The organism is uncultured Marivita sp. (genome assembly GCF_947488135.1).
Taxonomy (GTDB): domain Bacteria; phylum Pseudomonadota; class Alphaproteobacteria; order Rhodobacterales; family Rhodobacteraceae; genus Marivita.
This window is the reverse complement of sequence record NZ_CANKYW010000003.1, coordinates 296,600-320,662: the sequence shown is the minus strand read 5'-3', so window position 1 is coordinate 320,662 and position 24,063 is coordinate 296,600. Positions and strand designations below refer to the sequence as shown.

General features: G+C 62.4%; 26 protein-coding genes and 1 other RNA gene. 11 read left to right on the top strand and 16 right to left on the bottom strand.

Features of this window, described 5'->3' with window-relative positions; translation table 11 throughout:
• Positions 1–111 precede the first annotated feature (111 nt).
• Complete coding sequence (locus tag Q1B16_RS12505; RefSeq protein ID WP_299788900.1) at positions 112–855, bottom strand: Bax inhibitor-1/YccA family protein; 744 nt, start codon at positions 853–855, stop codon at positions 112–114.
• A gap of 165 nt (positions 856–1,020) precedes the next feature.
• A complete protein-coding gene (locus tag Q1B16_RS12500) occupies positions 1,021–1,242 on the bottom strand; it encodes a DUF1127 domain-containing protein (protein WP_299788897.1) in 222 nt (73 codons plus the stop codon).
• Positions 1,243–1,366: 124 nt separating this feature from the next.
• On the opposite strand from Q1B16_RS12500, the gene Q1B16_RS12495 reads away from it, so the two are divergent.
• On the top strand, positions 1,367–2,245 hold the full coding sequence (locus Q1B16_RS12495) for a LysR family transcriptional regulator (protein ID WP_299788894.1): 879 nt from the start codon (positions 1,367–1,369) through the stop codon (positions 2,243–2,245).
• A gap of 24 nt (positions 2,246–2,269) precedes the next feature.
• Here the strand turns inward: Q1B16_RS12495 and Q1B16_RS12490 are convergent, their stop codons facing one another.
• The gene (locus Q1B16_RS12490; protein ID WP_299788891.1) at positions 2,270–3,235 is read right to left on the bottom strand and encodes an NADPH:quinone oxidoreductase family protein; all 966 of its coding nucleotides are present in this window, start codon (positions 3,233–3,235) and stop codon (positions 2,270–2,272) included.
• 297 nt (positions 3,236–3,532) lie between these two features.
• Between Q1B16_RS12490 and Q1B16_RS12485 the strand changes: the two genes are divergently transcribed.
• The 8 genes from Q1B16_RS12485 (at position 3,533) to Q1B16_RS12450 (ending at position 10,107) form a co-directional block, all read left to right on the top strand.
• Positions 3,533–3,913, top strand: a complete 381-nt coding sequence (locus Q1B16_RS12485) for a helix-turn-helix transcriptional regulator (protein WP_299788888.1) — start codon at positions 3,533–3,535, stop codon at positions 3,911–3,913.
• A 53-nt stretch (positions 3,914–3,966) separates the two neighbouring features.
• Positions 3,967–4,767, top strand: a complete 801-nt coding sequence (gene hisN, locus Q1B16_RS12480) for a histidinol-phosphatase (protein ID WP_299788852.1) — start codon at positions 3,967–3,969, stop codon at positions 4,765–4,767.
• A 117-nt stretch (positions 4,768–4,884) separates the two neighbouring features.
• Positions 4,885–6,216, top strand: a complete 1,332-nt coding sequence (locus Q1B16_RS12475; protein WP_299788851.1) for an 8-oxoguanine deaminase — start codon at positions 4,885–4,887, stop codon at positions 6,214–6,216.
• A 110-nt stretch (positions 6,217–6,326) separates the two neighbouring features.
• A complete protein-coding gene (locus Q1B16_RS12470; protein ID WP_299788849.1) occupies positions 6,327–7,460 on the top strand; it encodes a cobalamin-independent methionine synthase II family protein in 1,134 nt (377 codons plus the stop codon).
• A 3-nt stretch (positions 7,461–7,463) separates the two neighbouring features.
• On the top strand, positions 7,464–8,174 hold the full coding sequence (locus Q1B16_RS12465) for an alpha/beta hydrolase (protein WP_299788847.1): 711 nt from the start codon (positions 7,464–7,466) through the stop codon (positions 8,172–8,174).
• A 136-nt stretch (positions 8,175–8,310) separates the two neighbouring features.
• Positions 8,311–8,687, top strand: an RNA gene (gene rnpB, locus Q1B16_RS12460) — RNase P RNA component class A.
• A 123-nt stretch (positions 8,688–8,810) separates the two neighbouring features.
• Complete coding sequence (rpmG, locus tag Q1B16_RS12455; protein ID WP_028958297.1) at positions 8,811–8,978, top strand: 50S ribosomal protein L33; 168 nt, start codon at positions 8,811–8,813, stop codon at positions 8,976–8,978.
• Between the two features lie 184 nt (positions 8,979–9,162).
• On the top strand, positions 9,163–10,107 hold the full coding sequence (locus tag Q1B16_RS12450) for an aminoglycoside phosphotransferase family protein (RefSeq protein ID WP_299788827.1): 945 nt from the start codon (positions 9,163–9,165) through the stop codon (positions 10,105–10,107).
• 39 nt (positions 10,108–10,146) lie between these two features.
• On the opposite strand, the gene guaD is transcribed toward Q1B16_RS12450, so the two are convergent.
• On the bottom strand, positions 10,147–11,436 hold the full coding sequence (gene guaD / locus Q1B16_RS12445) for a guanine deaminase (protein WP_299788824.1): 1,290 nt from the start codon (positions 11,434–11,436) through the stop codon (positions 10,147–10,149).
• Between the two features lie 137 nt (positions 11,437–11,573).
• Between guaD and mgtE the strand changes: the two genes are divergently transcribed.
• Entirely contained in the window at positions 11,574–12,968 is a 1,395-nt protein-coding gene (gene mgtE, locus Q1B16_RS12440) for a magnesium transporter (RefSeq protein ID WP_299788822.1), read from the top strand.
• Positions 12,965–13,525 carry a 5-formyltetrahydrofolate cyclo-ligase gene (locus Q1B16_RS12435; RefSeq protein WP_299788820.1) on the top strand — a complete coding sequence of 187 codons (561 nt, stop codon included), beginning with the start codon at positions 12,965–12,967 and terminating at the stop codon, positions 13,523–13,525. The genes mgtE and Q1B16_RS12435 overlap by 4 nt, the downstream gene beginning before the upstream one ends.
• Positions 13,526–13,590: 65 nt before the next feature.
• On the opposite strand, the gene Q1B16_RS12430 is transcribed toward Q1B16_RS12435, so the two are convergent.
• The 12 genes from Q1B16_RS12430 to Q1B16_RS12375 form a co-directional block, all read right to left on the bottom strand.
• Positions 13,591–13,998, bottom strand: a complete 408-nt coding sequence (locus tag Q1B16_RS12430; RefSeq protein ID WP_299788818.1) for an STAS/SEC14 domain-containing protein — start codon at positions 13,996–13,998, stop codon at positions 13,591–13,593.
• 38 nt (positions 13,999–14,036) lie between these two features.
• On the bottom strand, positions 14,037–14,546 hold the full coding sequence (locus Q1B16_RS12425) for a GNAT family N-acetyltransferase (protein ID WP_299788816.1): 510 nt from the start codon (positions 14,544–14,546) through the stop codon (positions 14,037–14,039).
• Between the two features lie 66 nt (positions 14,547–14,612).
• Entirely contained in the window at positions 14,613–15,581 is a 969-nt protein-coding gene (locus Q1B16_RS12420; protein WP_299788813.1) for a cupin domain-containing protein, read from the bottom strand.
• Between the two features lie 17 nt (positions 15,582–15,598).
• A complete protein-coding gene (locus Q1B16_RS12415; protein ID WP_299788811.1) occupies positions 15,599–16,561 on the bottom strand; it encodes a nuclear transport factor 2 family protein in 963 nt (320 codons plus the stop codon).
• Positions 16,558–17,571: a LacI family DNA-binding transcriptional regulator gene (locus Q1B16_RS12410; protein WP_299788809.1), complete on the bottom strand. Its 1,014-nt coding sequence runs from the start codon at positions 17,569–17,571 to the stop codon at positions 16,558–16,560. The genes Q1B16_RS12415 and Q1B16_RS12410 overlap by 4 nt, the downstream gene beginning before the upstream one ends.
• Entirely contained in the window at positions 17,568–18,326 is a 759-nt protein-coding gene (locus Q1B16_RS12405; RefSeq protein WP_299788807.1) for an SDR family oxidoreductase, read from the bottom strand. Before Q1B16_RS12405 ends, Q1B16_RS12410 begins: the two co-directional genes overlap by 4 nt.
• Positions 18,327–18,401: 75 nt before the next feature.
• Entirely contained in the window at positions 18,402–19,010 is a 609-nt protein-coding gene (locus Q1B16_RS12400) for a hypothetical protein (protein ID WP_299788986.1), read from the bottom strand.
• 14 nt (positions 19,011–19,024) lie between these two features.
• On the bottom strand, positions 19,025–19,453 hold the full coding sequence (locus Q1B16_RS12395) for a VOC family protein (RefSeq protein WP_299788805.1): 429 nt from the start codon (positions 19,451–19,453) through the stop codon (positions 19,025–19,027).
• On the bottom strand, positions 19,432–20,439 hold the full coding sequence (locus tag Q1B16_RS12390) for an ester cyclase (protein ID WP_299788803.1): 1,008 nt from the start codon (positions 20,437–20,439) through the stop codon (positions 19,432–19,434). Before Q1B16_RS12390 ends, Q1B16_RS12395 begins: the two co-directional genes overlap by 22 nt.
• A 117-nt stretch (positions 20,440–20,556) precedes the next feature.
• Positions 20,557–21,882 carry a histidinol dehydrogenase gene (hisD, locus tag Q1B16_RS12385; protein ID WP_299788800.1) on the bottom strand — a complete coding sequence of 442 codons (1,326 nt, stop codon included), beginning with the start codon at positions 21,880–21,882 and terminating at the stop codon, positions 20,557–20,559.
• Positions 21,883–21,983: 101 nt separating this feature from the next.
• Positions 21,984–22,724: an alpha/beta hydrolase gene (locus Q1B16_RS12380; RefSeq protein WP_299788797.1), complete on the bottom strand. Its 741-nt coding sequence runs from the start codon at positions 22,722–22,724 to the stop codon at positions 21,984–21,986.
• Positions 22,725–22,793: 69 nt separating this feature from the next.
• Positions 22,794–24,041 carry an MFS transporter gene (locus Q1B16_RS12375; RefSeq protein ID WP_299788794.1) on the bottom strand — a complete coding sequence of 416 codons (1,248 nt, stop codon included), beginning with the start codon at positions 24,039–24,041 and terminating at the stop codon, positions 22,794–22,796.
• Positions 24,042–24,063 lie beyond the last annotated feature (22 nt).

Sequence of the window (24,063 nt, the reverse complement as noted above, 5' to 3'; positions counted from 1 at the left end):
TCGTACGAAGTTTCTGGGCGTGCGCCATAAAATTCTGGGAAAGCCGGACGCTTGAACAAAAAAGGGCTGGCCCCTAAAGGCCAGCCCCAATTTGGTCAAAGCTCGCTGCGGTTATTCGCGATTGCCAAGCAATTGCAGCAGGAACATGAACATGTTGATGAAGTCCAGGTAGAGACGCAGCGCGCCCATGATACCTGACTTCTGCAACCACTCGCTGTCCGCGTGGGCGGCGTGCTCGATGTATTCGTTCTTGATCGACTGCGTGTCATAGGCGGTAAGACCCGCGAAGATCAGAACACCGAGGATCGAGATCGCAAACATGATCGCGGGCGATCCCAGGAAGATGTTGATGATCGACGCCACGATGAGACCGATCACACCCATGATGAGGAACGATCCCCAACCCGAGATGTCTTTCTTCGTCGTATAGCCCCAGAGCGACAGGCCCGCGAAGGCGATCGATGTCACGAGGAAGACCTGTGCGATCGACATGCCGGTGAAGGCCACGAAGATCCAGCTCAGGCTCAGGCCCATGACGGATGCGAAGACGTAAAAGAAGGTCTGCGCCGCCGCGGCCGATATCTTGTTGATCATCGCGCTGAACGCGAAAACCATGATCAGCGGTGCGAACATGACGATCCAGCCCAAGATGTTGGGCGACAGGGTCACTGGGTCGCGGAAAACGGCCAGCAACTGGGGGCTGGTGCCCACGGCCCAAGCGACCGCAAAGGTCAGCAACATGCCAATCGACATGGTCGCATAGACCTTGTTCATATGTGTTCGCAGCCCCTCATCAATCTGGGCGGCTCGGGCGCCAGCAACGCCGGTCGTCCGGATTGTGTTGTACTCAGCCATTTATCCCTCCGAATAAAACTCAGGCGTCTCGCGCACATGCGGAGACAGATGACACGAATATCGGGTCTTCTGCTCCGCATTTCAAGCGCTCAACTTGAAGGGATGTGTCGAAAAATGCATCCAATATACATTTTTCTGTCAGCCAAGCGTGAAGCTTGCGCAATTTTACTGTGTCCAGGTCCCCGGAGCGTCCCAAATCGGGCGCGATGCCTCTCTCTCGGCGGTCCGTTGGTCGAGACCGATATCGTCGAGAAGATGCGCATCGAGCGCCGCCAACCGAGCGCGGCTGCGATGCAGTGCCATCGCCGCGTTCAAACGGTCCAAAACGGTGCCGCGTGATTTCGTGTGCTGCACGCGGCCAAAGACTGAATCCATCAGGCTCATCATGATCTTTCCTTTCACATCTGTGATGCTTTCCCCTGAAACCATCGCCTTTCCTGATGTATATGGAGATGGTACTCACATTTGTGAAACGAATGTTATTGAACTCATTGATCACGGAATATGATGAATGCGAAACCTCGACATCACCACGCTCAGATCGTTCATCGCCGTCGCGGATGCGGGGGGCGTGACTCGGGCGGCGTCGTTCCTGAACCTGACGCAATCCGCCGTGTCGATGCAGATCAAACGGTTGGAAGAAAGTCTTGATCTCACGCTCTTGGACCGACAGGGGCGCGGCGTCGTTCTGACCTCCGCCGGAGAGCAGCTTCTGGCTTATGCGAGACGCATCGTCGATCTCAATGACGAGGTGTACGGCAAGCTGACCAACACCGTGTGGGAAGGCGAGATCATCCTCGGCGTGCCGCATGACATTATATATCCGGCGATCCCGAATGTGATGAAAGCGATGCAACGCGACTTCCCGCGTGTGAAGGTGCAACTGCACAGCTCTTATTCCAGCGATCTCAAGGAACGGTTCGCTCGTGGCGAAGTGGATGTGATTCTGACGACGGAAACCCATCCCGATGGCGCTGCCGAGATTCTGATGAAGGTGCCCCTGCGCTGGTACGGTGCGCCGGGTGGACAGGCCTGGAAGATGACCCCCCTGCCCGTCGCGTTCTGCAACCATTGTTCATTTCGCCCAGTTGCGCTTGGCAAACTCGAAAAGACAGGTGCGCCCTGGGATTTGGTGCTGTCCTCGGACAGCGACCGCGCCATCGAAGTCGCGGTCAGCGCCGATCTGGCAATCACCTCGGTGCTCGAAGGGCACGAGCCGCCGCAGTTCGAAGCGATCCCGACCTCTGCCAACCTGCCGGAGCTGGGGCATCAGTCCGTCGCACTCTATCGCGGCACGGCACGACCGCAGATCATCGAGCCGCTCTGCGACCTGCTGCGCCGCGAATTCGCGGCAATTTCAGGCGTCGACCTGCGCGCCGCTGCTGAATAGCAGCAGCCCGTCTTACGGTTTCGATCAAGAGGCGATGTCGATCACCACTTTCCCGGTGGATTTTCGCGACCGAAGCAATTCCAGACCTTCGGCGACGGCGTCGAAAGACAGCGTGTGGCTGACATGCGGCTTGAGCTTCCCGTCGCAATACCAGCGCATCAACGTCGCCAGGCTGTCGGTCACGATTTCCGGCCGGAATTGCAGGTAGCCGCCCCAGTAGACGCCCAGAACCGACAGGTTTTTCACCAGGAGATGGTTCGACTTGATCTGCGGCACCTCCCCGCTGGCAAATCCGATCGGCAAAAGACGCGCTTCGGGCTTGCAGGACCGAAACGCCGCATCGAATTGCGCGCCGCCCACCGGGTCATACACAACGTCCGCACCGCCAAGCGCCTTCATCTCCGCCCGGATGTCCTGCGTTTCGGCGTCGATCAGGTGATCCGCCCCCGCCTTGCGCGCGGCGTCCAACTTGGCCGCACCGCGGGCACAGGCCACGACCGTGGCGCCCATGAGCTTGCCGATCTCGACCGCGGTCAGACCGACCCCGCCCGCCGCGCCGAGCACGAGAAGCGTTTCACCGGGTTGCAGACGCGCCCGGTGGTCGAGTGCGACATGGCTCGTTCCGTAGGCGATCTGAAACGCGGCAGCATCGACCATGGACATGGCATCGGGGATCTTCACGGCACGGCGCGCGTCGAAACAGCCGTACTCGGCCAGCCCGCCCTGACCGCCAAACACCGCCACACGATCCCCCGGCGCGAGCCCGGTCACATCGCTGCCCAGCGCATCGACAATGCCCGACACTTCCATCCCGAGAGTGAACGGCAACGACGGCGTGTCCTGATAGGTGCCTTTCACCATCAGCAAGTCCGCGAAATTCAACCCGCAGGCGTGGATTCTGACGCGAATCTCTCCGGGGGCCGGTTCGGGCACTGATACATCGGCGATATTCGGCGCGACATCGTGACTTTGGACCTGAAATGCCTTCATGGCAGGCTCCTGCATTGAATTTTCATTGTCTCACTTTGACTTACGCAGACCGGCCCAACACCGCAAGCAGTCGCCGTTTACGCTAACATCTTACGAAAGATCCCGTTTTGATTGCAATTTGTTAACCCTTTTCTGACAAGGCGGTCCAATTTTCTTGCCCTCATACCTGTCATGCTATAGCGTTCCTGCATCAATAATCGGATAGGTTGTCCTCGTTAGTCTTTGGTCAATTCGCCTAGACTACACTGCCTTCCGACATAAAAAGACCACAGACTGCTTCTGGCGAAAGGGATTAAAATGGCGCATCCTGTTGATGTTCATGTCGGAAAACGCATTCGGCATCGCCGATGGCTGGTTGGGATGACCCAGCAACAACTGGCGGAAAAGGTTGGAATCAAGTTCCAGCAAATCCAGAAATACGAAACCGGTGCCAACCGGGTCAGCGCCTCCCGCCTCTGGGATATCGCGGACGCGCTCGAGGTTCCGGTCGCCTTTTTCTTCGAAGGCATGGAAGATGCGCAGGAAAAGCAGGCCTCCGGTCTCCCGACCGAAGCAATCCCTGCCGATCTTCTGGGCGACAAGGAAGCACTGGACCTGATCCGATCGTACTATTCGATCCCGGAAAACCAAAGACGCCGCCTCTTCGAACTGGCGCGTGTGCTGTCAGACGTCGCTTGAGCCGTCCTGCCGCCTGGGGTAGCCCTTGACGGGCTGCTTGCAGGAGGCGTTTCATGACACAATTCACTTCGACCGACGCCGCTGACCTTTGGTCAGTGGCCGAACGTATGGCGGATGCCGCACGCGATGAGATTCTTCCTCATTTCCGGTCGAGCAGCCTCAACACCGACAACAAGCTCGCGGGCGGATTCGACCCCGTGACCATCGCCGACCGCGCGGCGGAAACTGCGATGCGCGATGTCCTTGCGGAACTGCGCCCCGACGACGCCATCCTTGGCGAGGAGCACGGCACCGTCGATGGAACGAGCGGTCTGACCTGGGTGCTCGACCCGATCGACGGGACACGCTCCTTCATCAGCGGCACTCCGACCTGGGGCGTGTTGATCGCCCTGTCGAACGGCAGCGGCCCCGTCATGGGCATGATCGACCAGCCCTATGTCGGCGAACGGTTCATGGGTGGCTTGGGTCGCTGCGACTGGACGGGACCGGGGCGCAAGGCGGCTCTAGGCACCAAGGCGACGACCGATCTGTCACAGGCGATCCTCTTCTCGACCTTCCCGGAAATCGGCACACCCGATCAGCGGGTGGCGTTCGAACGCGTGGCGCGCGAGGTCAAGCTGACCCGCTATGGCTGCGATTGCTACGCCTACGCGCTTCTTGCCGCCGGTCAGATCGACCTCGTGATCGAAGCCGGGCTGAACGCCTACGACATTCAAGCCCCCATCGCAGTGATCGAGGCGGCTGGCGGCGTGGTCACGCAATGGGACGGCTCGCCCGCGCATGATGGCGGGACGGCCCTTGCCGCCGCCACGCCAGAGCTTCACGCGGCGGCCTTGGCGTTGCTCAAAGGCTGACACGGACGCCCATTCGCGCTACACCTGTCTCGCCAGGGCGAGTCCTTCCGCTCCTTTTCTGTCGCCCCGGCGGGCTCACCCGACTGAAAAGGGCACGATATGTGTGGAGGGAACGGCATGGCCATCCTGATCAAGAACGCGACCATCGTCCTTACGATGGACACGGCACTGTCCGAACCGAAGAACGTGGACATCCGCATCGCCGACGGCGTGATCGCGGAAATCGGACCGGGTTTGGACGCCACCGGCGACAGCATCGACGCACGTGGCTGTGTCGTGACGCCGGGCTTGGTGAATACCCATCACCATCTTTACCAAAGCCTGACCCGCGCCGTCCCCGGCGGGCAGGACGCGCTGCTGTTCGGCTGGTTGCAGACGCTCTACCCGATCTGGGCGCGCTTTGGCCCCGAAGAGATCCATGTCTCGGCCCAGATCGGGCTGGCAGAGCTGGCGCTGTCCGGCTGCACACTGACATCGGATCATCTCTATCTTTATCCCAACGGCGCGCGGCTGGATGACACCATCGCCGCCGCGCAGGACGTCGGGATGCGATTTCACCCAACCCGCGGGGCCATGAGCATCGGCGAAAGCGATGGCGGCCTGCCCCTGGACAGTCTGGTCGAGTGCGAAGCGGCGATTCTCGAAGACTGCATCCGCGTGATCGACGCCCATCACGATGCCAGCGACGGCGCGATGGTGCGGGTGGGCGTGGCCCCCTGCTCGCCGTTTTCGGTCAGTCGCGACCTGATGCGCGACGCCGCCTTACTGGCGCGCGACAAGGGGGTGATGTTGCACACGCATCTGGCCGAGAATGACGAGGACGTTGCCTACAGCCTGGAAAAATTCGGCTGTCGCCCCGGTCAATATGCCGAAGACCTGGGCTGGACCGGACCGGACGTCTGGCACGCGCATTGCGTAAAGCTCGACGGGCAAGAGATTGACCTTTTTGCGAAATCCCGAACCGGTGTTGCCCATTGCCCCTGTTCGAACTGCCGCCTTGGCTCTGGCATTGCCCCGGTGCGTGCCATGCGGGATGCGGGCGTGCCCGTGGGTCTGGGTGTCGACGGGTCGGCCAGCAATGACACCGGCAATCTGATCGCCGAAGCGCGCCAGGCCATGCTGCTGCAACGGGTCGCCAATGGTGCAAACGCGATGAGCGCGCGTGAGGCCCTGTTCATCGCAACGCGCGGCGGGGCCGAGGTTCTGGGTCGCACCGACTGCGGCCAGATCGCGGTGGGCAAGCGTGCCGATCTCGCCATCTGGGATGTCACGGGGGTGGAAAGCGCAGGAAGCTGGGACCCGCCGGCGCTGCTCCTGGCCGGACCGACTCGGGTCAAGCACCTGTTGGTCGAGGGACGCCAGATCGTGTGCGACGGCCATGTGACCACCATTGACCTGCCCCGCGTGATCGAGCGTCAGAACAGCTTGGCCCGCGCGCTGATGGGCTGAGCGCCGCCGCGCTTTCGGAAAAGCGCGGCCAGATGCTTCGAAGCATCTGGCACCCGGCGCGGTATTTGTTAGTGTCCCTGCAAACCTATGCACAAGAAGAGGCCGCCCCCATGACGCGCATCAAGACCACCCATGTCGGATCGCTGCCCCGAACGCAAAAGGTCGTTGATTTCATTTTCGCGCGGGAACACGGTCAGGATTACGACGTGCAGGCCTTCGACGCCGCCATGACCGAAGCCGCATCAGACACCGTGCGCCGCCAAGTCGAGGCCGGGATCGACATCGTGTCGGATGGGGAAACCTCCAAGATCAGCTACGCCACCTACGTCAAGGACCGCTACACCGGCTTTGATGGCGACAGCCCCCGCAACGCACCTGCGGACCTGAAGCTCTACCCGACCTTCCTGGAACGGCTGAAGGACGATGGCGGCACACCGCAATACGCCCGCCCGATGTGCGTGGGCGAGGTCAAATCCAAGGGCCAGGGCGAGTTGGAAACCGACATCGCCAATCTCAAGGCCGGCATGGCGGCGCATGGCGCGCAGGAAGCCTTCATGAACGCCGCATCTCCCGGCGTTATCTCGCTTTTCTTGCAGAATGATTACTACCCGACCCGCGACGCCTATCTGGCCGCGCTCGCCGACGCGATGAAGGACGAATATCGCACCATCGCGGACAGCGGGCTGATGCTGCAACTCGACTGCCCGGATCTCGCGCTTTCGCGTCACATGCTCTTCACCGATCTCAGCGATGCCGAGTTCGTCAAGATCGCGGACGCTCATGTCGAAGCGATGAATCACGCGCTGGACGGGATCGACCCCTCCCGGGTGCGGGTACATATCTGCTGGGGCAATTACGAGGGCCCGCATGTCTGCGACATCGACATGGACACGGTGTTCCCGACCCTGATGAAGGTCCGCGCGCGGCAGGTGCTTTTCGAAACCTCGAACCCGCGCCATGCGCATGAGTGGACGGTGTTTCGCGACCGCAAAACCGAAATCCCCGACGACATGGTGCTGGTGCCAGGCGTCATCGATTCGACCACCAACTTCGTAGAACACCCAGAAGTCGTGGCGCAGCGGATCGAACGGTTCGCCGGGATTGTCGGCGCCGACCGCGTGATCGCGGGGAGCGATTGCGGCTTTGGCACCTTCGCGGGCTTCGGCGCGGTCGATCCCGAGATCGCCTACGCCAAGCTGGCCACGCTCGCGACAGGTGCCAAGCTGGCCTCGGGCCGCGTCTGACGCATGATCGAACCCATCGTCTTCCTGCCCGGAATGATGTGCGACGCGCGGCTTTTCGAGCCGCAAATCCGCGCGTTCTCGGCGACGCACCCGGTGATGGTCGCGCCCATCACCCACGGCCAGAGGGTCGAGGAGATTGCCTCGGGCCTCCTTCCGCTCTTGCCACAAAAGTTCGCTTTGGCGGGCCTCAGCATGGGCGGCATCGTCGCGATGGAAGTCCTGCGTCGCGCCCCGGAACGGGTGACGCGCGTGGCGCTCATGGACACCAATTGCCTGGCCGAGACGCCGCAGGTCGCCGCCAACCGCGAGCCGCAGATCGTCAAGGTCCGCTCCGGCAAGCTCACCGAGGTGATGCGGGACGAGTTGAAGCCCAACTACCTCGCCCCCGGCCCGCGCCGCCCGGCGGTTCTCCAGACGGTGATGGACATGGCGCACACGTTAGGGCCCGAGGTCTTTGTCCACCAGTCGCGCGCCCTGCAACGCCGGCGCGACCAACAGTCGACCCTGCGCAAGATCAAGCAGCCCGCGCTGGTTCTGTGTGGGGCGCATGACGCGCTCTGTCCCGTCAAGCGCCATACCTTCATGGCCGAATTGATCCCGCACGCGCGTCTGGTTGTGCTGGACGACGCAGGCCATTTGCCGACGCTGGAGACGCCGGACGAGACCAATGATGCGCTATGGGAATGGCTGCACCAGCCCTACGTCTTGCGCTGAAGCATCGGATCGGCGCGGCCGATCCGATCGATCGGGGGGGGACAGCCCCCCGACCCCCCTGAGGTATTTCAGGCCCAAAGAAGCGTGCGGCGGTTTCGATTGACGGCACGCATCGGCTGGACTACCCGACACTTGCGCGGAGGGCCGGATGGCCGCCCCTGTCAAAAGGGGAGGAAAGTCCGGACTCCCTGAAGCAACGGTGCCGGGTAACGCCCGGGCGGGGCAACCCGACGGAAAGCGCCACAGAGAACAGACCGCCCCGGTCCGCCGGGGCAAGGGTGAAACGGTGGGGTAAGAGCCCACCGGGGGGCTGGCAACAGTCCCCGCATGGCAAGCCCCACCGGGAGCAATGCCGAATAGGGGGATCGCGCCGCGCGTCGGCAGGGTCGCTTCAGCCCAGATCCCCGGGTTGGCAGCACGAGGCCGTTGGCGACAATGGTCCCAGAGGAATGGTCATCTATCGGTGGAGCAATCCGCCGTGGACAGAATCCGGCTTACAGGCCCTCCGCGCGTTTTTTGTGGCCCTTTCGACAAAGAAGCCGACCTTGAAGGGTTGACTCACCCGCGCGCACGGGTAGAAGGCGGCTTTCATACTGGAATTCACGGGCATCCCTTGCCCGGTGCAGGAGACGACCCATGGCGAAGCCGACCACAATCAAAATCCGCCTGAACTCGTCTGCGGGAACGGGTCATTTCTATGTGACCAAGAAAAACGCGCGGACGATGACGGAAAAGATGTCTGTTCGGAAGTACGACCCCGTCGCGCGCAAGCACGTCGAGTACAAAGAAGGCAAGATCAAGTAAGCCTTCCGATTCACACGGACAGTGAAGATTAGCTGCGTTGGGTGATCCTGACGCGGCTTTTTTTACGTGGTAAGGTTGCACTAATGCTGGGGCGCCGAATGGCAGTTTGGAGCCCAGACACTACTTTGCAGTGGTGGCATGTCCGATATCAATTGCCGACTAAGTCAAACATTCTGGAGGAGCCATGGGTTCCGCAGAGATCGACATAAACTTTCTTACGTCTCTTTTGTCCCAGATTGGCGAGAAACCATTGCAAGCGAGCATTTTCGCGAAAGGCGCGACTTGCGACGTTTGGCGTGTGCAGTCGACAAACCGATTGTTTGCGCTTCGGGTTTTCAATGGCGGCGACCGAGTGCTGGACGGTGTGGTTGACGCTTTTATTCGCAGTTCGTTGTCCGCACGAGGGTGCGCGATTGTGGCCCCCATACTGAACTCCGAAACGACCGGTCAGTCATTTGAAGGAAAACGTTGGTGTCTTGAGCCTTTCATCACAGGTAGCCATCCACGACGAGGGGCACTGTCACAGCAAATAGGGAGAAGATTAGGAGAGACGCTTGCCGCACTACATGAGCTTCGTTCAGTCGAGTTCGGTCGCCCGCTTCAAGTGCATGAGGATTGTATTGTAGGTCAGAAAAGCAATCCGTTTGAAGGGGTTGCGCAGCGGTTTGAAAATCCGCTGCCAGAATTGTGGCGCGATGGTTTCGATCATCCACTGTTGAAAGCTTTGCCCGACCTTGCGGTGGCCACACTCGCTCTTCTCCGCGATGTTTCAGAGCGGGTTCGTGAGGGTGAAACCGTTGTTTGCCATTCTGACATTCATGAAAGACAGTTGATTTGTTCTGATAACAGGCTGGCGGCGCTGATTGACTTTGGAGATGCCTCCATTCTTGACCGCCATTGGGACCTAGGTTCGGTTTATTATTTTCACGGAGAAGCTAATTTCGCAGCAGTTTATGACGCATACTCTAGCAACACTCGATCAGCTCAGACTTGCCCCCAATTAGCGCGTTCCTTCTCTGCCGCCGTAGCGATGCATCATTCATCACGGTCCCGGCTCCCCGGTAAGTCGCACAGATTGGAAAAAGCAACTCAGCACATTCGGCAACTGTTGCGTGTCACTTTACCTTAATTCAGCCTCGAAGGCCGGCTTCGTCCGCAAAGCGACCCTTTACACCTGCCTCTCCCCCATCACCCAAACCCCGGACACCGCCCGGTCGTCGCCCATCATGATCGTCGGGAACACCGCCTCCCAGATGTCCTCGGCCTGTCCGCTTCGCTGCGAAATGGCGGGGGTAGACGCCAGATCCAGCGTGATGAAATCCGCCTCGCTCCCCGGTGCCAGCGTCCCGACGCGATCCGCGATGCGCAATGCGCGGGCCGAGCCTTCGGTCGCCAGCCACAGCAAGGCCGACGGGTGCAGCGCCGTGCCGCGCAGTTGTGCCACCTCGTAGGCTGCCGCCATAGTGCGGAGCATGGAGAAAGACGACCCGCCGCCGGTATCCGTGGCCAGACCAACGCGTTGACCTTCGGCCACTAGCCCCGCCATGTCGAAGAGCCCCGACCCGATGAAAGTGTTGGATGTGGGGCAATGCACCAAAGCCGCGCCGACCTCGCGCAGGCGGTCGCGTTCGCGTGGCTCGAGGTGGATGGCGTGGCCGTAGACGCCGTTCGCGCCCAGAAGCCCGTGCGCCTCGTAGGTGTCGAGGTAATCGTGCGCCGCGGGGAACAGGCCGCGCACCCAGGCGATTTCGTCGGTCTGTTCGCTCAGATGGGTCTGCATCAGGCAATCGGGGTGTTCGGCCCACAACGCCCCCAGTGCCGATAATTGCTCGGGCGTCGACGTGGGCGAGAATCGCGGCGTGATGACGTAGGACGCCCTGCCCTGCCCGTGCCACCGCTCCAGCAGTGCCTTGCTGTCATCGTAGGCGGATTGAGCGGTGTCCAGCAGACCGTCGGGCGCATTGCGGTCCATGCAGGTCTTGCCGCCCAGCACGCGCATCCCGCGCATCGCGGCGGCTTTGAAGTAGGCGTCCACACTTTGTGGATGGATCGTGCAATAGCTGCACATCGTCGTGGTGCCATTCGCCAAGGCGAGGTCGAGATAGCTCTCCGCGATCTTTGCGGCGTAGTCCGGGTCGCCAAAGCGCATCTCTTCGGGGAATGTGTAGGTATTCAGCCAGTCGATCAGCCGCTTGCCCCAACTGGCGATGATCGCGGTTTGCGGGTAATGCACATGGGCGTCGATAAAACCCGGAAGGATCAGCGCTGCTCCATGATCCTCGACCGTCGCCTGCGGGTAATCCCGGCGCAGATCGTCCGCCGTACCCCGCGCCAGCACATGCCCGCCCTGCACCGCGATGGCCCCGCGTGTCGCGACGCGGGCGGCCTCGGGCCCCTCGACCATCGGGTTGCCGTCGAACCAGAGGGTCTGGCCGAGGTGAAGCGTGATATCTGACATGGAGGGCCCTTTTCGACCTGTGCAGCGCGAACCTATCGCGTCGATGTGAGGAGGTAAATTGCGCCGCGGCTCTGTTGTCTGCCGCACGAATTGCGTAAACGAACCACATCTTTGACGCACAGGGGGCACCGGGCAGGATGAGCGACGACCAAACCATCGAGACACCCGAGGCTGAAGAGTCCGAAGACGCCTACACCCTCGACCGCAAGGCGGTTGCGCAAATCCTCAACGCGGTTGATCTCGACGACCGGGAGCAGCTGATCGCGCTGATGGATCCGTTGCACCCTGCGGATATCGCCGACCTTCTGGAACAGATCAACGCGTTCGACCGGATGCGGCTGATCAAGCTCTACGACAAGGAATTCGACGGCGACATCCTGTCGGAACTCGACGAATCGATCCGCGAAGAGGTCATCGACCTGTTGTCGCCCGAAGTGCTGGCAGACGCGGTGCGCGAGCTTGAGAGCGATGATGTGGTCGACCTTCTGGAAGACCTCGATCAACCGCAGCAGGACGCCATTCTCGACGCGCTCGAAGACAGTGACCGGGTCGCGGTTCAGCAATCGCTCACCTTCCCGGAATACTCTGCCGGTCGCCTGATGCAGCGCGAGGTGGTGATGGCGCCCGAACACTGGAATGTCGGCGAAGCTATTGATTATCTGCGCAATTCCGATGACCTGCCGGAGCAGTTCTACCATATCGTTCTGGTCGATCCAAAGCTTCGCCCTGTGGGCAATGTCACGCTGGGCAAGCTCATGGGGTCGCGCCGCGAGGTGATGCTCAAGTCGCTGGTCGAGGACACGTTCCACGTGATTCCGGTCACGCAATACGAAGGCGATGTCGCCTATGCGTTCAACCAGTACCATCTGATCTCGGCCCCGGTGGTCGATGAAAACGAACGGCTTGTCGGCGTCATCACCATTGATGACGCGATGGCGGTGCTGGACGAAGAACACGAGGAAGACATCCTGCGCCTTGCCGGTGTGGACAGTGAAAGCTCGGTCTCGGACCGGGTTCGCGAAACCACCAAGCGGCGGTTTCCCTGGCTTCTGGTCAACCTTGTCACGTCGATCCTCGCCAGCCTCGTGATCGCCCAGTTCGAGGATGCAATCGCCACCATCGTGGCGTTGGCCGTGCTCATGCCGATCGTGGCGTCGATGGGTGGCAATGCCGGGACGCAATCGCTGACCGTGGCTGTTCGTGCACTGGCGACCAAGGATTTGACCGGATCGAACGTCTGGCGGGTGATCCGGCGCGAGGTGCTGGTGGGGGCGATCAACGGGCTGGCCTTTGCGGTCATCATGGGGATAGTGGGCTATGTCTGGTTCGGATCATTGGCGCTGGGTGGCGTGATCGCGGCGGCGATGGTAATCAATCTCATCGTGGCGGGCCTGGCGGGCACCGGCATCCCGATCGTTCTGGAAAAGCTGGGCATTGACCCGGCCCTTGCCTCGGGTGCCTTCGTGACGACCGTGACCGATGTGGTCGGCTTCTTCGCCTTCCTCGGCCTTGCCGTGATCGTCTTGCTATGACGCTGGAGGCGCGCAAAGCCGAGGCCCGCAAGGCCGCTTTCGCCCGGCGCAAGGCGGCGCATGAGGCGGCGCATCCGGGGGCGGCCGGGCATCTGAGCGAGGTGCTCGCAGGATATCGCGGCGTTCCGGTGTCGGGCTACCTGGCGATCCGGACCGAGATAGACCCCCTGCCCGCCATGGCCGAGGCTGCGGCGCATGGTGTCGTCGGCGTTCCGGTGATCCGCGCCAAGGGTCAGCCCTTGGTATTCTCCCAATGGGAGCCGGACTGCGCGCTTGCGGACGGGCCGTTCGGGGCCGCCGTCCCTGCGGTCGAAAGGTTGATGATTCCAGAGGTGCTGATCGTACCCTTGGTGGCCTTCAGCCGTACGGGGGGTCGACTGGGCTATGGCGGCGGGTTCTATGACCGCACGCTGGAAGCTTTGCGAGCCAACCAGCCGACATTGGCCGTCGGCTTTGCCTATGGCGCGCAGGAAGACAACGACCTGCCGCTCGAGGCAACGGACCAACCGCTCGACATGATCGTGACGGAACGCGAAGTGATCGACATTCAGAGATAGGTCCAGAACGGACCCAATGTTTCGCGCGCGAAACATTGGGTAAACAATGCTGACCTACCGATTGATCACGCGACCCCGCTCTTCAGCCAGGCCTCCGCCTTTTCGCGGGCGGTGAGATCGAAGGATTTGATCTCGAGCCCCGGCAGCAAAGCCCCTTCCACCTCGGCCGCCGTTCGAAGCCATGCGGCGTCGCTCAGAACGGCGCAGCGGTCAAACCGGCCCAAGAGGCTGAACAGCTTGGGAAGCCGCGCCATCTCGACGGCGATCGCACCGAAATCAGGAAAGGCGAAGGATGTGATCGTATACAGCATCACACCGTCGTTCACATCCTGCGACAGCTCCAGCAGTTCATCGAGCCCCTTGGCCATTTCGTCCGACGAAATCTTGCCGGACAGGTCGATATCGACGCGGTTCGGTTCGGGTTTGGTGATTGTCAGAATGGTCCCCTCCTTTGGCTGAGACTGACAGTTCACAGCAAATCGAGGCCGCGCGCCATGACACACGTCAAAGGTCAGACGAGAATTCGCACCATGAAGACCGCAGGAAAGTCGATGCCCGGACGCAGAGGGATGTCGATCTCGCCCTGCGCGACAAAGCCCATCGCCTCATAGAAGGGCACGGCGGTGCGGGTGCTCTGACAGTGCAACTGGGTCATGCCGCAGGCATGGGCGTGCAGCACGATATGGTCCATGAGCCGCCGCCCGATGCCCTGGCGGGTGCGACGATGGTCGGTCACAACGTGCCGGATATGTCCGATCCCGCGTGCGCCCGGCTTGCCTCCGGGGGCCTGCATGGTCCAGCCGCCTGCGCCCACGATCTCGGGTCCGTCGCAGACGACGAAGAAGGTGCCCGACGCGATCAGCGCGGGTTGCGCCTTGGAGATGAGTGGCACCGCCGTCACAAGAACCGAGGGCGGGTAGTCGGGCTTGAGAAGCACCGGGTAGCTTTGCCCGAACAGGCGGTCGAGGTCGTCGGTATCCGACGGCTCTGCGGGGCGCAGGGTCAATGTGTCTCCGGTCATCGCGGCCTCCTCCGACGCTGTGGGGTAGGATGGTAGGTCGCGACGACCGGGGCACAAGTCGGAGCTTTACGCGCCTGTCCAGGTCGTCCCGGCCGGATCGTCGGTCGAGCGTACGCGGTACATCGACACCTCGCCCGTCATCGCCGGGGTCAAACTATGCGCCAGCCCGGGTGGCACGGCGACCGTGTCACCGGGATTGAGCGCGGTCGTGCCGCCCTCCCAAGTCAGCCGCCAATGGCCGCGCATCGGCATCAGCACTTCGTGGTTGTCGACGGTATACATCTCTTCGGGGATCGACCCGCGCGTGATGAAATCCACGTCGAAACCGGGCCGATCCTTCAGCTTGGCGTCGGGGCCGATCACCCTGGCCGGTTGCTTGTCCGCAAGCGCCATCAGGTCCCAGTATCGGGCGATATGACCGGGAATGACATCGGCCGTGGTCGGTTCGGGAAATCCCTTGAGTTCGTCATCGGTCAAGAGCGGCATCGGTTTTACACCCTCGGGAAGCGACTGCCCCTTCTTGCTGTCATAAAGCTTGCCGTTTTCGCCCAGAACCAGTCCGTGATCCTTGGCGTCCTCGATCACCTGCGGTGCCCAGATCACGCCACCGCCTGCATCGTCGCCGCCGAGGATCGCCATGATCATCCCGTAATCGGTGCCGATGTTTTCGAAACCCCGGAAGATGCCGGTTGGGATGTTGAAGATGTCGCCCTCTTCGAGCACCACCTCGCCGGCGTTGCCCCAGCGCCCCCAGAAAAACCGCCAGCGGCCCTTGAGGACAAAGAACACCTCGGCGGTGCGGTGGCTGTGCAGAGAGTTGCGACACTTGGGCGGCTGGCCCGCAGCACCGATGTTGAAGCCCGGGGTTTCGGTGATGTGAACGTGCTGATCGGCGCTTTCGGACACACCACCGCCAATGATCGTGAAGTTCTCCTTTTGATCGCTGCCCGGCGTGTGGGCGTCGATAAACGCGGTGCGGCAGGGTTGCAGGTCGCCGTAACGGACGATGCTGGCTTCCATCTCTTGCGGTGTCATTGTCGTGGTCCTTTTGGTCAGCCCTGACGGGCCAGAATTTGCATCCAGATCGCGGTTTCGTCGTAGAGCGTCCATTCCCGGCGCAGCCCGCGTGGGCCGAACTCTGCGTGGCTGATCCCCATGACGTGCACGTCGGCCCCTGTGGGGGTGCCGAATGTGCCCCAGCCATCGTGCTTGCCGGTCAGCGACCAGCGGATCGCGGCGCGGGGCGGCATGTTCGCCTCCTCCATGCCGATCTGGTGGTGGATCTCGAACTTGGCCGAAGGGAAGGAAGACCGCAGGCCCAGCCAGAACGCATCGACGCCGCCGGTGCCGTGCACGGTTTGCGCACCCGGATACTCGGCGTGGATGGCGCGGTCGTACTGGTCGGGAATGACCGAGAATTCACCGGCCATCATCCGGGTCAGAAGCGCCGCGAACGCCTCGCCCCACTGGTTGTCATTGCCGCGCCCGGTATAGGGCCCCTGCACATCGATCTCCGGGCGGAACGGTTGCGTTTCCGGGTCGAGCCGTGCGATCCGTTCGCGCGCCCAGTCCTTCACGTCGTACCCCAACTGCCGCACAATCGCGCCGTTGTCGCGGATCAGCCATTCGTCGCTGATCATGTTGTTCTTGGCATAGCAATCCGCCAGCGCCCGCAGTTTGATCCTGCGCCCCGTGGCGGGACCGAATTGCCCGTCATTTACATGGGTCGCCGTGGACAGGATGCGATGCGAGGACAGCATCCCCACCTCGGGCCTGCCAGACCAGATCACGTCTTCGCCCAGCAACTGCCGGTCGGGGAATTCATGGCAGGTCGCCATCGTCGCCGCCGTCATTGCCGGTTCGCCGAACCCGATGCCCGCAGGCGTGCGGACGATCACCTCGGGGTGGTAATAGTCCTTCATCCGCGCGCCAAGGCCGCGATCCTCCCAAATCTCCTTGGTGATCCCGAGGATGTAGTCGGGGAAATCCGCGAAACGGTTGTCGAACCCTCTCATTTCAAGCCTTCCGGTATGCGGGCCGATCCGCGCAGGATCAGCGGCCCGTCGATTTCAGTGATGTCTGCGCGCGCCGATGTGTCTTCGATCTGGTCAAGGAGTCCCGTCACCGTCGCCTTCACCATGCGCCCGACCGGCTGGCGCACAGTGGTCAGGTCATAGGCCGCAAAGGCCGCCATCGGCACGTCATCATAACCGACGACCGACACGTCTCCGGGCACCGACAGTCCAAGATCGAACCGCAGGTGATCCATCACGGCAAACGCCATGTGATCGTTGCCGACAAACAGCGCATCGCACCCCTTGGCGATCAGGATATCCGTCGCACGCACCGCCTCGGCATGGTCATAGCGCCCGTCCTCGACACCAACCGCCTCGGTTCCGAGGGCGACCAGCCGGTCCAGAAATCCCTCGGTCCGATCCCGCCCGGTGGACGACCCCTGCCACCCGGCGACATGGCCGATCCGCGCATGGTTCCCCGCGACGAGGAACTCCGCAACCTTGGCACCGCCCAGACGGTTGGCGGACGTGACCTGCGCCAGACCGCTGCCCGCCTGCCCCCGGTTGAACAGCACCACCGGAATGCCCGCCGCCTCGCAGCGCGCGGCAAGCGCGTCGCCCAGACCCACGCTGGCGAGGATGATGCCATCGACCTGGTGGTCGAGCATTTGCTGCACGATCCGGTCGGTATCCGTGTCGCCCGCGCCTTCGGGCAGGGTGAAGACCAGCGTGTGATACCCTTCGTCCTGCAAGATGCGGCTGAACCGCTCCAGCGCATCCGGGTAGAAGGGGTTGCCCAGATAGGCCACCACCATCCCGATGATCCGACTGCGCCCGGTGATGAGCGAGCGCGCCAGCACGTTGGGCCGGTAGCCCAGCGCCTCGGCCGCCGCGCGTACCTTGGCCGCTGTGTCCTTGCTCGCCGACGCGCCCGAGAACACCCGGCTGACCGCCGATTGGCTGACCCCAGCGCGCGCCGCCACGTCCAGAGAGGTCACGCGCCTGCTCATCCCGCCGTCCATCCGCCGTCGACCAGAAGCGGTGTCCCGGTGACCAGCGCGCTGGCGTCGGATGCCAGGAACAGGCACGCGCCCATGATGTCCTCGACCTGCCCCACACGCGGCAGTTTGATCTTGGCCTCGATCCAGGCACGCTTTTCAGGGTCGTCAAAGGTGGGCTTGGTCAGGTCGGTGAGGATGAAGGTCGGGCAGATCGTGTTGACGCGGATATTCTCCGGCCCCCATTCGATCGCCATCGCCTTGGTCATGCCCTCGACCGCGTGCTTGGTGCCGCAATAGACCGCCCGGTCGATGCCTCCGACATGGGCCATCTGGCTGGAGATCTGGATTATAGACCCACCGCGCCCGACCATCTGGCGCGCTGCGGTCTGGGCCAGGAAATAGGCCGCCCGGATATTGACCGCCGCCACCGCGTCGAAATCCTCGGGCGTCGTCTCAAGCGCGGGGCTGTGCCGGGCCAGACCGGCGGAATTGACAAGGATATCAATGGACTTGTGCGCATCGAACGCGTCCCGCACGGCCTCGATATCGGTGACATCAAGGACCAGCGCCTCTGCGCTCAACCCGGCCTGCGCCATTTCGTTCACCGCGGCCTGCACCTGTGTCGCGCCACGCGCGGCAACGATCACATGCGCGCCCGCTTCGGCCAGGGCCACGGCGCGGCCGAAACCAATTCCGCGCGATCCGCCCGTCACCAACGCCCGCTTTCCGTCCAACCGGAACGACGGTGTTCTGGGCAGTGTCATGGTCAGGCTCCCGAGGCTTGCATAGGTGTGCAAAATCACGCTACTCCCGCCACCGCGCTCTGTCCAGCCCCTGCGTCAGGGATAGACGATCCCGCGAAAGGCCGGGAAATCCGCGTAGCGCGCAGCCCGCGCGTCCGCGTCCTCCGGTGGGGTCCGGCCCTTGCGGACTAGCATGCCTTTCGGCGCGATGTAGCTGTCGATGCGGCGCTGCGGTTCAGGCCGCCAGGACAGGTTGAAGGCACAGAGCTTGGGGGAAAACCACGCCTCGGCAAAGGGCAGATGATCGTAGAGCCACCACGCCAGATCCCGCCAATCGCGCCCCTGCTCGTACTGATCGGCAAACCACGGGATCACGATGCTGGCCCCGGCCACCTCCACATCCGGCAGGTCCCAGATGTGACACTCCAGCGGGTAGTCGTTGCGCGCGCAATTCAGGCCGTTCTCATTGCCGAACCTGTTGAGCGCCGAAGACCGATAGCCCGACCGTACCCCGATCCGGCCAAAGGTCTCTTGCAACGGATCGAGCAGTGTTTCGCAAAACGCCCGCCCCCGCGCGATGGCCAGATCGGGATCGTCGGGAATGTTCTGGATGCGGTGAAAATTGCCGATCTCGGAATACAGAAACTCGCGCATGTAGAAATGCCTTGAGAGCCGCACGCGCCCGAGTGTTTCGAGGCTCCACATGCTTTGCGGGCGTCTCAATACCCGTTCCAGCGGAAGGCGTTGTCACCGTCGCGCAACGGCGAAAACGGATTGTGCGCGACTTCCCAAATATGACCTTCGGGGTCGCTGAAATAGCCGTGATAGCCACCCCAGAACACCTCTTGCGCAGGTTTCAACACGGTGCCGCCAGCGCCCTCCACACGGGCCAGAACGTCATCGACCCCGGCCCTATCGGGCGCATTGTAGCCCAGCGTCATCGCCCCGCGCCCCAGCCTGGACGCCTCGATGCCGATGTCCTCGGCCAGCTTCGCCAACGGATAGAGCCCCAGCGTCTGACCCAGCAGATCATAGGCGATTACGCCGTCCTGCGTGTCGACCCGCGCCCAGCCAAGCGCGTCGTAGAACGCGGCGGTCGCATCAGCATCCTCCACCCCGAGGGTGATCAGCGATACCCTTTGCTCCATGCCAGTTCCTCCATCCGGGCAAACACGTCCACGCCAAGTTGGGCGTAGGCGTGCAGCAGGTCAACAAGAACCCAGTTCTCGCGGATCAGGCCATCCTCCAACCGCCAGAAATCGAGGCTGCGCAGGGTGATCCGCTGTCCCGTGGGTGGCAGGCCAAGCCAGCCATCCCCGGTCAACGTCTGCTGCATGTTGGGCCAGCCGGTCACACCGACATAGGCCCCTTCGGCCATGAAGTGATGCGACGTGCCTTCGGGATGCTGCCCTCGGTCGGGCATGGCCTTGAGGAAGGGGATCTGGTGGAAGCGCCTGAACTCTTCGAAGCCGCGCGCCGTGCCAATCCCGGCAGGCCCGTACCACATGAAGTCCGGTTGCCAGTACCGCCCAAGCTCCATCACCTCGGGCCCGCCCTGCGACGGGTGCCGCACCATCGCCGCCAGCATGTCGATCACATGCGCGGCACTTGCCTCCGACAGCGCGGCGTCATGCGGACCAAGCCCGTCCTGCGTCATCGGTGCCGGCGCATGGGCGAACAGCCCCAGTTGAGGCACCATCGGCCAGACACCCGCCTGCATCATCATCTCGGGAATATCCCAGATCGCCTGCATCTCCACGCAGGTGTCGCCCTCGATCCGGTAGAACTCGTGAAACCGCATCACCGCGCGACGCCCGGTGGCCGGGATCCCCAACCACGGGTTCACCCATTGCCCGGTATACTGCCCACCCGACCCAACCCACATCGCGCCATCTGCCTCACGCCCGGCGATGCGGATGAATTCCTGACGCTCCAGATCGGGGAGTGCCGCACGCAAGGCCGCGTAGACATCTGCAACAAAAGCATCCGCGCCGTGCACATCCCCGAACGGATGGCACATCCGAAACACTGCACGGGGGGCACTCCGCGCAACCGCGCCCGAAACATCTTGACCGTCTCGCATCGCTGCAAAGACAGGCTCCATCACCCCTTTGGCGCGAGCAGTTTCGGTCATGATCGGTCCCTGCTTCTTCGCTTTCCAAATACGCTTGCGGGTTTTGGGGGGCTGGACCCCCAAATGTTTCCGTCAACGGAAACAGGCGATGCGTCGACGCATCGTCGTCCGTCCGCCCTACTCGGCCGCCTCGCGATAGGGCGCGCCTTCGCCATAGGGCACGTTCACACCGCCATAGCGGCGCACACGGACGTTGCATTGCTCCGCATGGCCGACAAAGCCTTCGAGCATACACAGTCGCGATCCGTATTCGCCGATCAGTGTTGCCGCCTCGTCCGTGGTGATCTTCTGGTAGGAATGGGTCTTGAGGAACTTGCCCACCCACAGCCCGCCAGTATAGCGTCCCGCCTTCTTGGTCGGCAGAGTGTGGTTTGTCCCGATCACCTTGTCCCCGTTGCTGACATTCGTGCGTGCGCCAAGGAACAGCGCGCCGTAGCAGGTCATGTTCTCGAGATACCAATCGTCGCGATCGGTCATCACCTGCACATGCTCGGAGGCGATGTCGTTGGCCACGGCCAGCATCTCGTCGTGGTCGGCGCAGAGGATCACCTCGCCATAGTCCCGCCAACTGACCGACGCGGTGTCGGCGGTGGGCAGAATGGTCAGCAGGCGATCAATCTCTTTCAGCGTCTCCTCCGCCAGCTTGCGCGAGTTCGTCACCAGAACGGCGGGCGAGTTGTAGCCGTGCTCGGCCTGTCCCAGCAGGTCGGTCGCGCAGAGCTCGGCGTCCACGGTATCGTCGGCAATCACCATCGTCTCGGTCGGTCCGGCGAAAAGGTCGATGCCAACGCGGCCGAAGAGTTGCCGCTTGGCCTCGGCCACGAAAGCATTGCCGGGGCCGACCAGCATATGCACAGGATCGATCGTCTCGGTGCCGATGGCCATTGCGCCCACGGCCTGAATTCCGCCCAGAACATAGATTTCATGCGCGCCGCCCAGATGCATCGCGGCGATCACCGCCGGGTTCGGTTTGCCCTGCCACGGAGGCGTGCAGGCGACGATGCGTGGCACACCGGCAACGCTGGCTGTCGCCACCGACATATGGGCCGACGCCACCATGGGGAATTTGCCGCCGGGTACGTAACAGCCCACGGATTGCACCGGAATATTCTTGTGCCCGAGGATCACGCCCGGCAACGTCTCGACCTCGATATCCAGCATCGAGTCGCGCTGCGCTTGCGCGAAGTTGCGCACTTGCTGCTGCGCGAACCTGATGTCGGCCAGCTCGCGCGGGGTAAGCTCCGCGATCAGCGCGTCGATCTCGGCCTGGCTCAGCCGAAAGCTTTCGGGCGTATAATTGTCGAACTTCGCCGCCAGATCGCGCACCGCAGCATCGCCGCGCGCCTCGATATCGGCAAGCGTCGCCTCGACGACCGCACGGGTCTTGGCGTCATCCTCGGCGCGCTCGGTTTCGGGCTTTCCGCGTTTGAGATATTCGGCCATGCCAGCCTCCCCCTATCCAATGTCAGGGATCAGCATAGCGAGGGTTCAGCGCCTCTCAAGCGAATTTTGCACACGATTGCAAAACACACTGTCCGAGCCGTTCATGACAGAACTTCAAGAAGCGCGTCTTCGATATGGCGCAGGTTCTGCGGTTCGGAAAATCGGTGGCCCGCGCCCTTGACCAGGGTGAGGCGAGTGTCCGGCCCGTCTATGTGATCCAGCAGGCGCAACGCCGTTTCGCGACTGACGGCCGTGTCTTCCGTGCCTTGGACAAGTCGCACCGGATAGGGCATGTGCAACGGCGTGCGGAGCACGAGGTTTTCGCGCCCATCTTCGATCAGGCGACGGGTCACGATGTAAGGGTCGTCATAGTCCGACGGCAGCGCGATCTGACCGTCCTCCATGATGGTCCGGCGTTGCTCTTCCGAGAACCCGGCCCAAAAGCCATCCTCGGTAAAATCAGGCGCTGCGGCGATCCCGACAAATCCGACCACATGCTTCAACCGCTGCGCCAGGAGACAGGCGATCCAGCCACCCATGGATGAGCCGACCAGAACGACCGGCCCATCGGTCGTGGCTTCGATCACTGCCTGTGCATCCCGCGCCCAATCGCCGATGCAGCCGTCCTCGAAAACGCCACCGGACACGCCATGGCCGGAATAGTCGAACCGCAGGAACGCCCGTCCTTCCAGCCTCGCCCATGCCTCGAGATGTACTGCCTTGGTGCCTTCCATGTCGGATTTGTAGCCGGACAGGAATACGATGGTCGGGCCGTCGCCGTCGGTCGTGGCATAGGCAAGCTTCGTACCATTGGGTCCGTCGAGATGTTTGATCGCAGTCACCGGTGCCTCCGTTCAGGGTTTCCGCGACTTTACGCACTACGCACCGAAACCCAAGGGGTGATGACGCGATCAGCCCTTTTCGACTTCGTCCAAACGCAGCGCCAGAATCCCGCCAATCAGCGACAATGCGGCGAACCCGGTAAGCGAGGCGACAGGTCCGGCCAGGGCCAACAGCCCGCCAAACGCCCCGGTGATGAGCAGCAAAACCCCGATCGCCGTGTTGGCCAGCGCCGCATAGGACGACCGTGCATCCTCGGGCGACATATCCACGAGATAGACCGACCGCGCCGACCGCACGCCCTGATAGGACAGCATGAAGAAGAACAGAATGATCGGAATCACCCAAGCCGTGGTCGCCCACCCGGTCAGTTCCGACAGGACGGCGAGCGTGGCAAACCCTGCGGCCAACATGCCGGAGAGGAACAGCACCTTGCGCGATGACCGGTCCGAGAGCCGGCCCCAAACATAGGACCCGGCGAATGCCGCCGCGGCCGAGGCCAGTAGCAAGGCACCCAAGCCTTCCAATGCCGATTGCCCGCCGCCCAGCAGAACAAAATACGGCGGTGCCAGTGCCGTGACGGTCAAAAGACCGCGCACCGCGATGAACAGGCGGAATTGCTTGTCTTCCTTCAACGGCGTGAAGTCGACCGATGTGTCTTCGGTCTCGTCGGACGCGGATTCTTCGAGACGTGAGAACAGAAGCGCCGCAGTTCCCCACAACACCGCGGCCAGCGCGATGGCGATGATAACAGGGGTCACGTCGCGCAGGAGGCCCGACAAGAGTAATCCGGCAAACACGAGCACCGCCACTGACGCGACAGAACCGGCCACACCCGTGACCGCACCACGTCGGGTCTTTGGCACCGTTTTGCCGAGGATGTCCTTATAGCTGACCGAACAGGCCGCCCGCGACAGAGCCAGCACCGCCAAGGCGCCGCAAAGCGCAATCCCGGCGGCCAATCCTTCCATCGTCAGAGCGATGAACACGATGGCCAAGGCAGCGATCCCCTGACCTGCGGACCCTATGATCCAGGCCCATTTGCGATGAGAGAGTGACTGAACCCACCCGGCCAGCGCGATCTGCGGCAACAAGGCACCGGCTTCGCGGATCGGGACGAGCAAGCCGGTCAATGCAGCAGGCGCTCCCAGCGCTCCGGCCAGCCAGCTCAGCACCAGTTTGGGGTCTATGAGGCCATCCGCCACCTTGGTCATCGACAGGCTCACCATGTGCCGCAGCCCGTTTCGCGCCTCGCGATCCCGTACGTCCTCCTCTGCCCCTGTGATCTCCTCATAGGCTTCGGTGACGGGATGACTCATGGGGAATTTCCTGCGGATGTTT

What these genes read in the sequence shown, in the direction of transcription:
- Q1B16_RS12505 (WP_299788900.1), bottom strand. Translation starts at nt 855, where the DNA reads ATGGCTGAGTACAACACAATCCGGACGACCGGCGTTGCTGGCGCCCGA.
- Q1B16_RS12500 (WP_299788897.1), bottom strand. Translation starts at nt 1,242, where the DNA reads ATGATGAGCCTGATGGATTCAGTCTTTGGCCGCGTGCAGCACACGAAA.
- Q1B16_RS12495 (WP_299788894.1), top strand. Translation starts at nt 1,367, where the DNA reads ATGCGAAACCTCGACATCACCACGCTCAGATCGTTCATCGCCGTCGCG.
- Q1B16_RS12490 (WP_299788891.1), bottom strand. Translation starts at nt 3,235, where the DNA reads ATGAAGGCATTTCAGGTCCAAAGTCACGATGTCGCGCCGAATATCGCC.
- Q1B16_RS12485 (WP_299788888.1), top strand. Translation starts at nt 3,533, where the DNA reads ATGGCGCATCCTGTTGATGTTCATGTCGGAAAACGCATTCGGCATCGC.
- hisN (WP_299788852.1), top strand. Translation starts at nt 3,967, where the DNA reads ATGACACAATTCACTTCGACCGACGCCGCTGACCTTTGGTCAGTGGCC.
- Q1B16_RS12475 (WP_299788851.1), top strand. Translation starts at nt 4,885, where the DNA reads ATGGCCATCCTGATCAAGAACGCGACCATCGTCCTTACGATGGACACG.
- Q1B16_RS12470 (WP_299788849.1), top strand. Translation starts at nt 6,327, where the DNA reads ATGACGCGCATCAAGACCACCCATGTCGGATCGCTGCCCCGAACGCAA.
- Q1B16_RS12465 (WP_299788847.1), top strand. Translation starts at nt 7,464, where the DNA reads ATGATCGAACCCATCGTCTTCCTGCCCGGAATGATGTGCGACGCGCGG.
- rpmG (WP_028958297.1), top strand. Translation starts at nt 8,811, where the DNA reads ATGGCGAAGCCGACCACAATCAAAATCCGCCTGAACTCGTCTGCGGGA.
- Q1B16_RS12450 (WP_299788827.1), top strand. Translation starts at nt 9,163, where the DNA reads ATGGGTTCCGCAGAGATCGACATAAACTTTCTTACGTCTCTTTTGTCC.
- guaD (WP_299788824.1), bottom strand. Translation starts at nt 11,436, where the DNA reads ATGTCAGATATCACGCTTCACCTCGGCCAGACCCTCTGGTTCGACGGC.
- mgtE (WP_299788822.1), top strand. Translation starts at nt 11,574, where the DNA reads ATGAGCGACGACCAAACCATCGAGACACCCGAGGCTGAAGAGTCCGAA.
- Q1B16_RS12435 (WP_299788820.1), top strand. Translation starts at nt 12,965, where the DNA reads ATGACGCTGGAGGCGCGCAAAGCCGAGGCCCGCAAGGCCGCTTTCGCC.
- Q1B16_RS12425 (WP_299788816.1), bottom strand. Translation starts at nt 14,546, where the DNA reads ATGACCGGAGACACATTGACCCTGCGCCCCGCAGAGCCGTCGGATACC.
- Q1B16_RS12420 (WP_299788813.1), bottom strand. Translation starts at nt 15,581, where the DNA reads ATGACACCGCAAGAGATGGAAGCCAGCATCGTCCGTTACGGCGACCTG.
- Q1B16_RS12415 (WP_299788811.1), bottom strand. Translation starts at nt 16,561, where the DNA reads ATGAGAGGGTTCGACAACCGTTTCGCGGATTTCCCCGACTACATCCTC.
- Q1B16_RS12410 (WP_299788809.1), bottom strand. Translation starts at nt 17,571, where the DNA reads ATGAGCAGGCGCGTGACCTCTCTGGACGTGGCGGCGCGCGCTGGGGTC.
- Q1B16_RS12405 (WP_299788807.1), bottom strand. Translation starts at nt 18,326, where the DNA reads ATGACACTGCCCAGAACACCGTCGTTCCGGTTGGACGGAAAGCGGGCG.
- Q1B16_RS12400 (WP_299788986.1), bottom strand. Translation starts at nt 19,010, where the DNA reads ATGTGGAGCCTCGAAACACTCGGGCGCGTGCGGCTCTCAAGGCATTTC.
- Q1B16_RS12395 (WP_299788805.1), bottom strand. Translation starts at nt 19,453, where the DNA reads ATGGAGCAAAGGGTATCGCTGATCACCCTCGGGGTGGAGGATGCTGAT.
- Q1B16_RS12390 (WP_299788803.1), bottom strand. Translation starts at nt 20,439, where the DNA reads ATGACCGAAACTGCTCGCGCCAAAGGGGTGATGGAGCCTGTCTTTGCA.
- hisD (WP_299788800.1), bottom strand. Translation starts at nt 21,882, where the DNA reads ATGGCCGAATATCTCAAACGCGGAAAGCCCGAAACCGAGCGCGCCGAG.
- Q1B16_RS12375 (WP_299788794.1), bottom strand. Translation starts at nt 24,041, where the DNA reads ATGAGTCATCCCGTCACCGAAGCCTATGAGGAGATCACAGGGGCAGAG.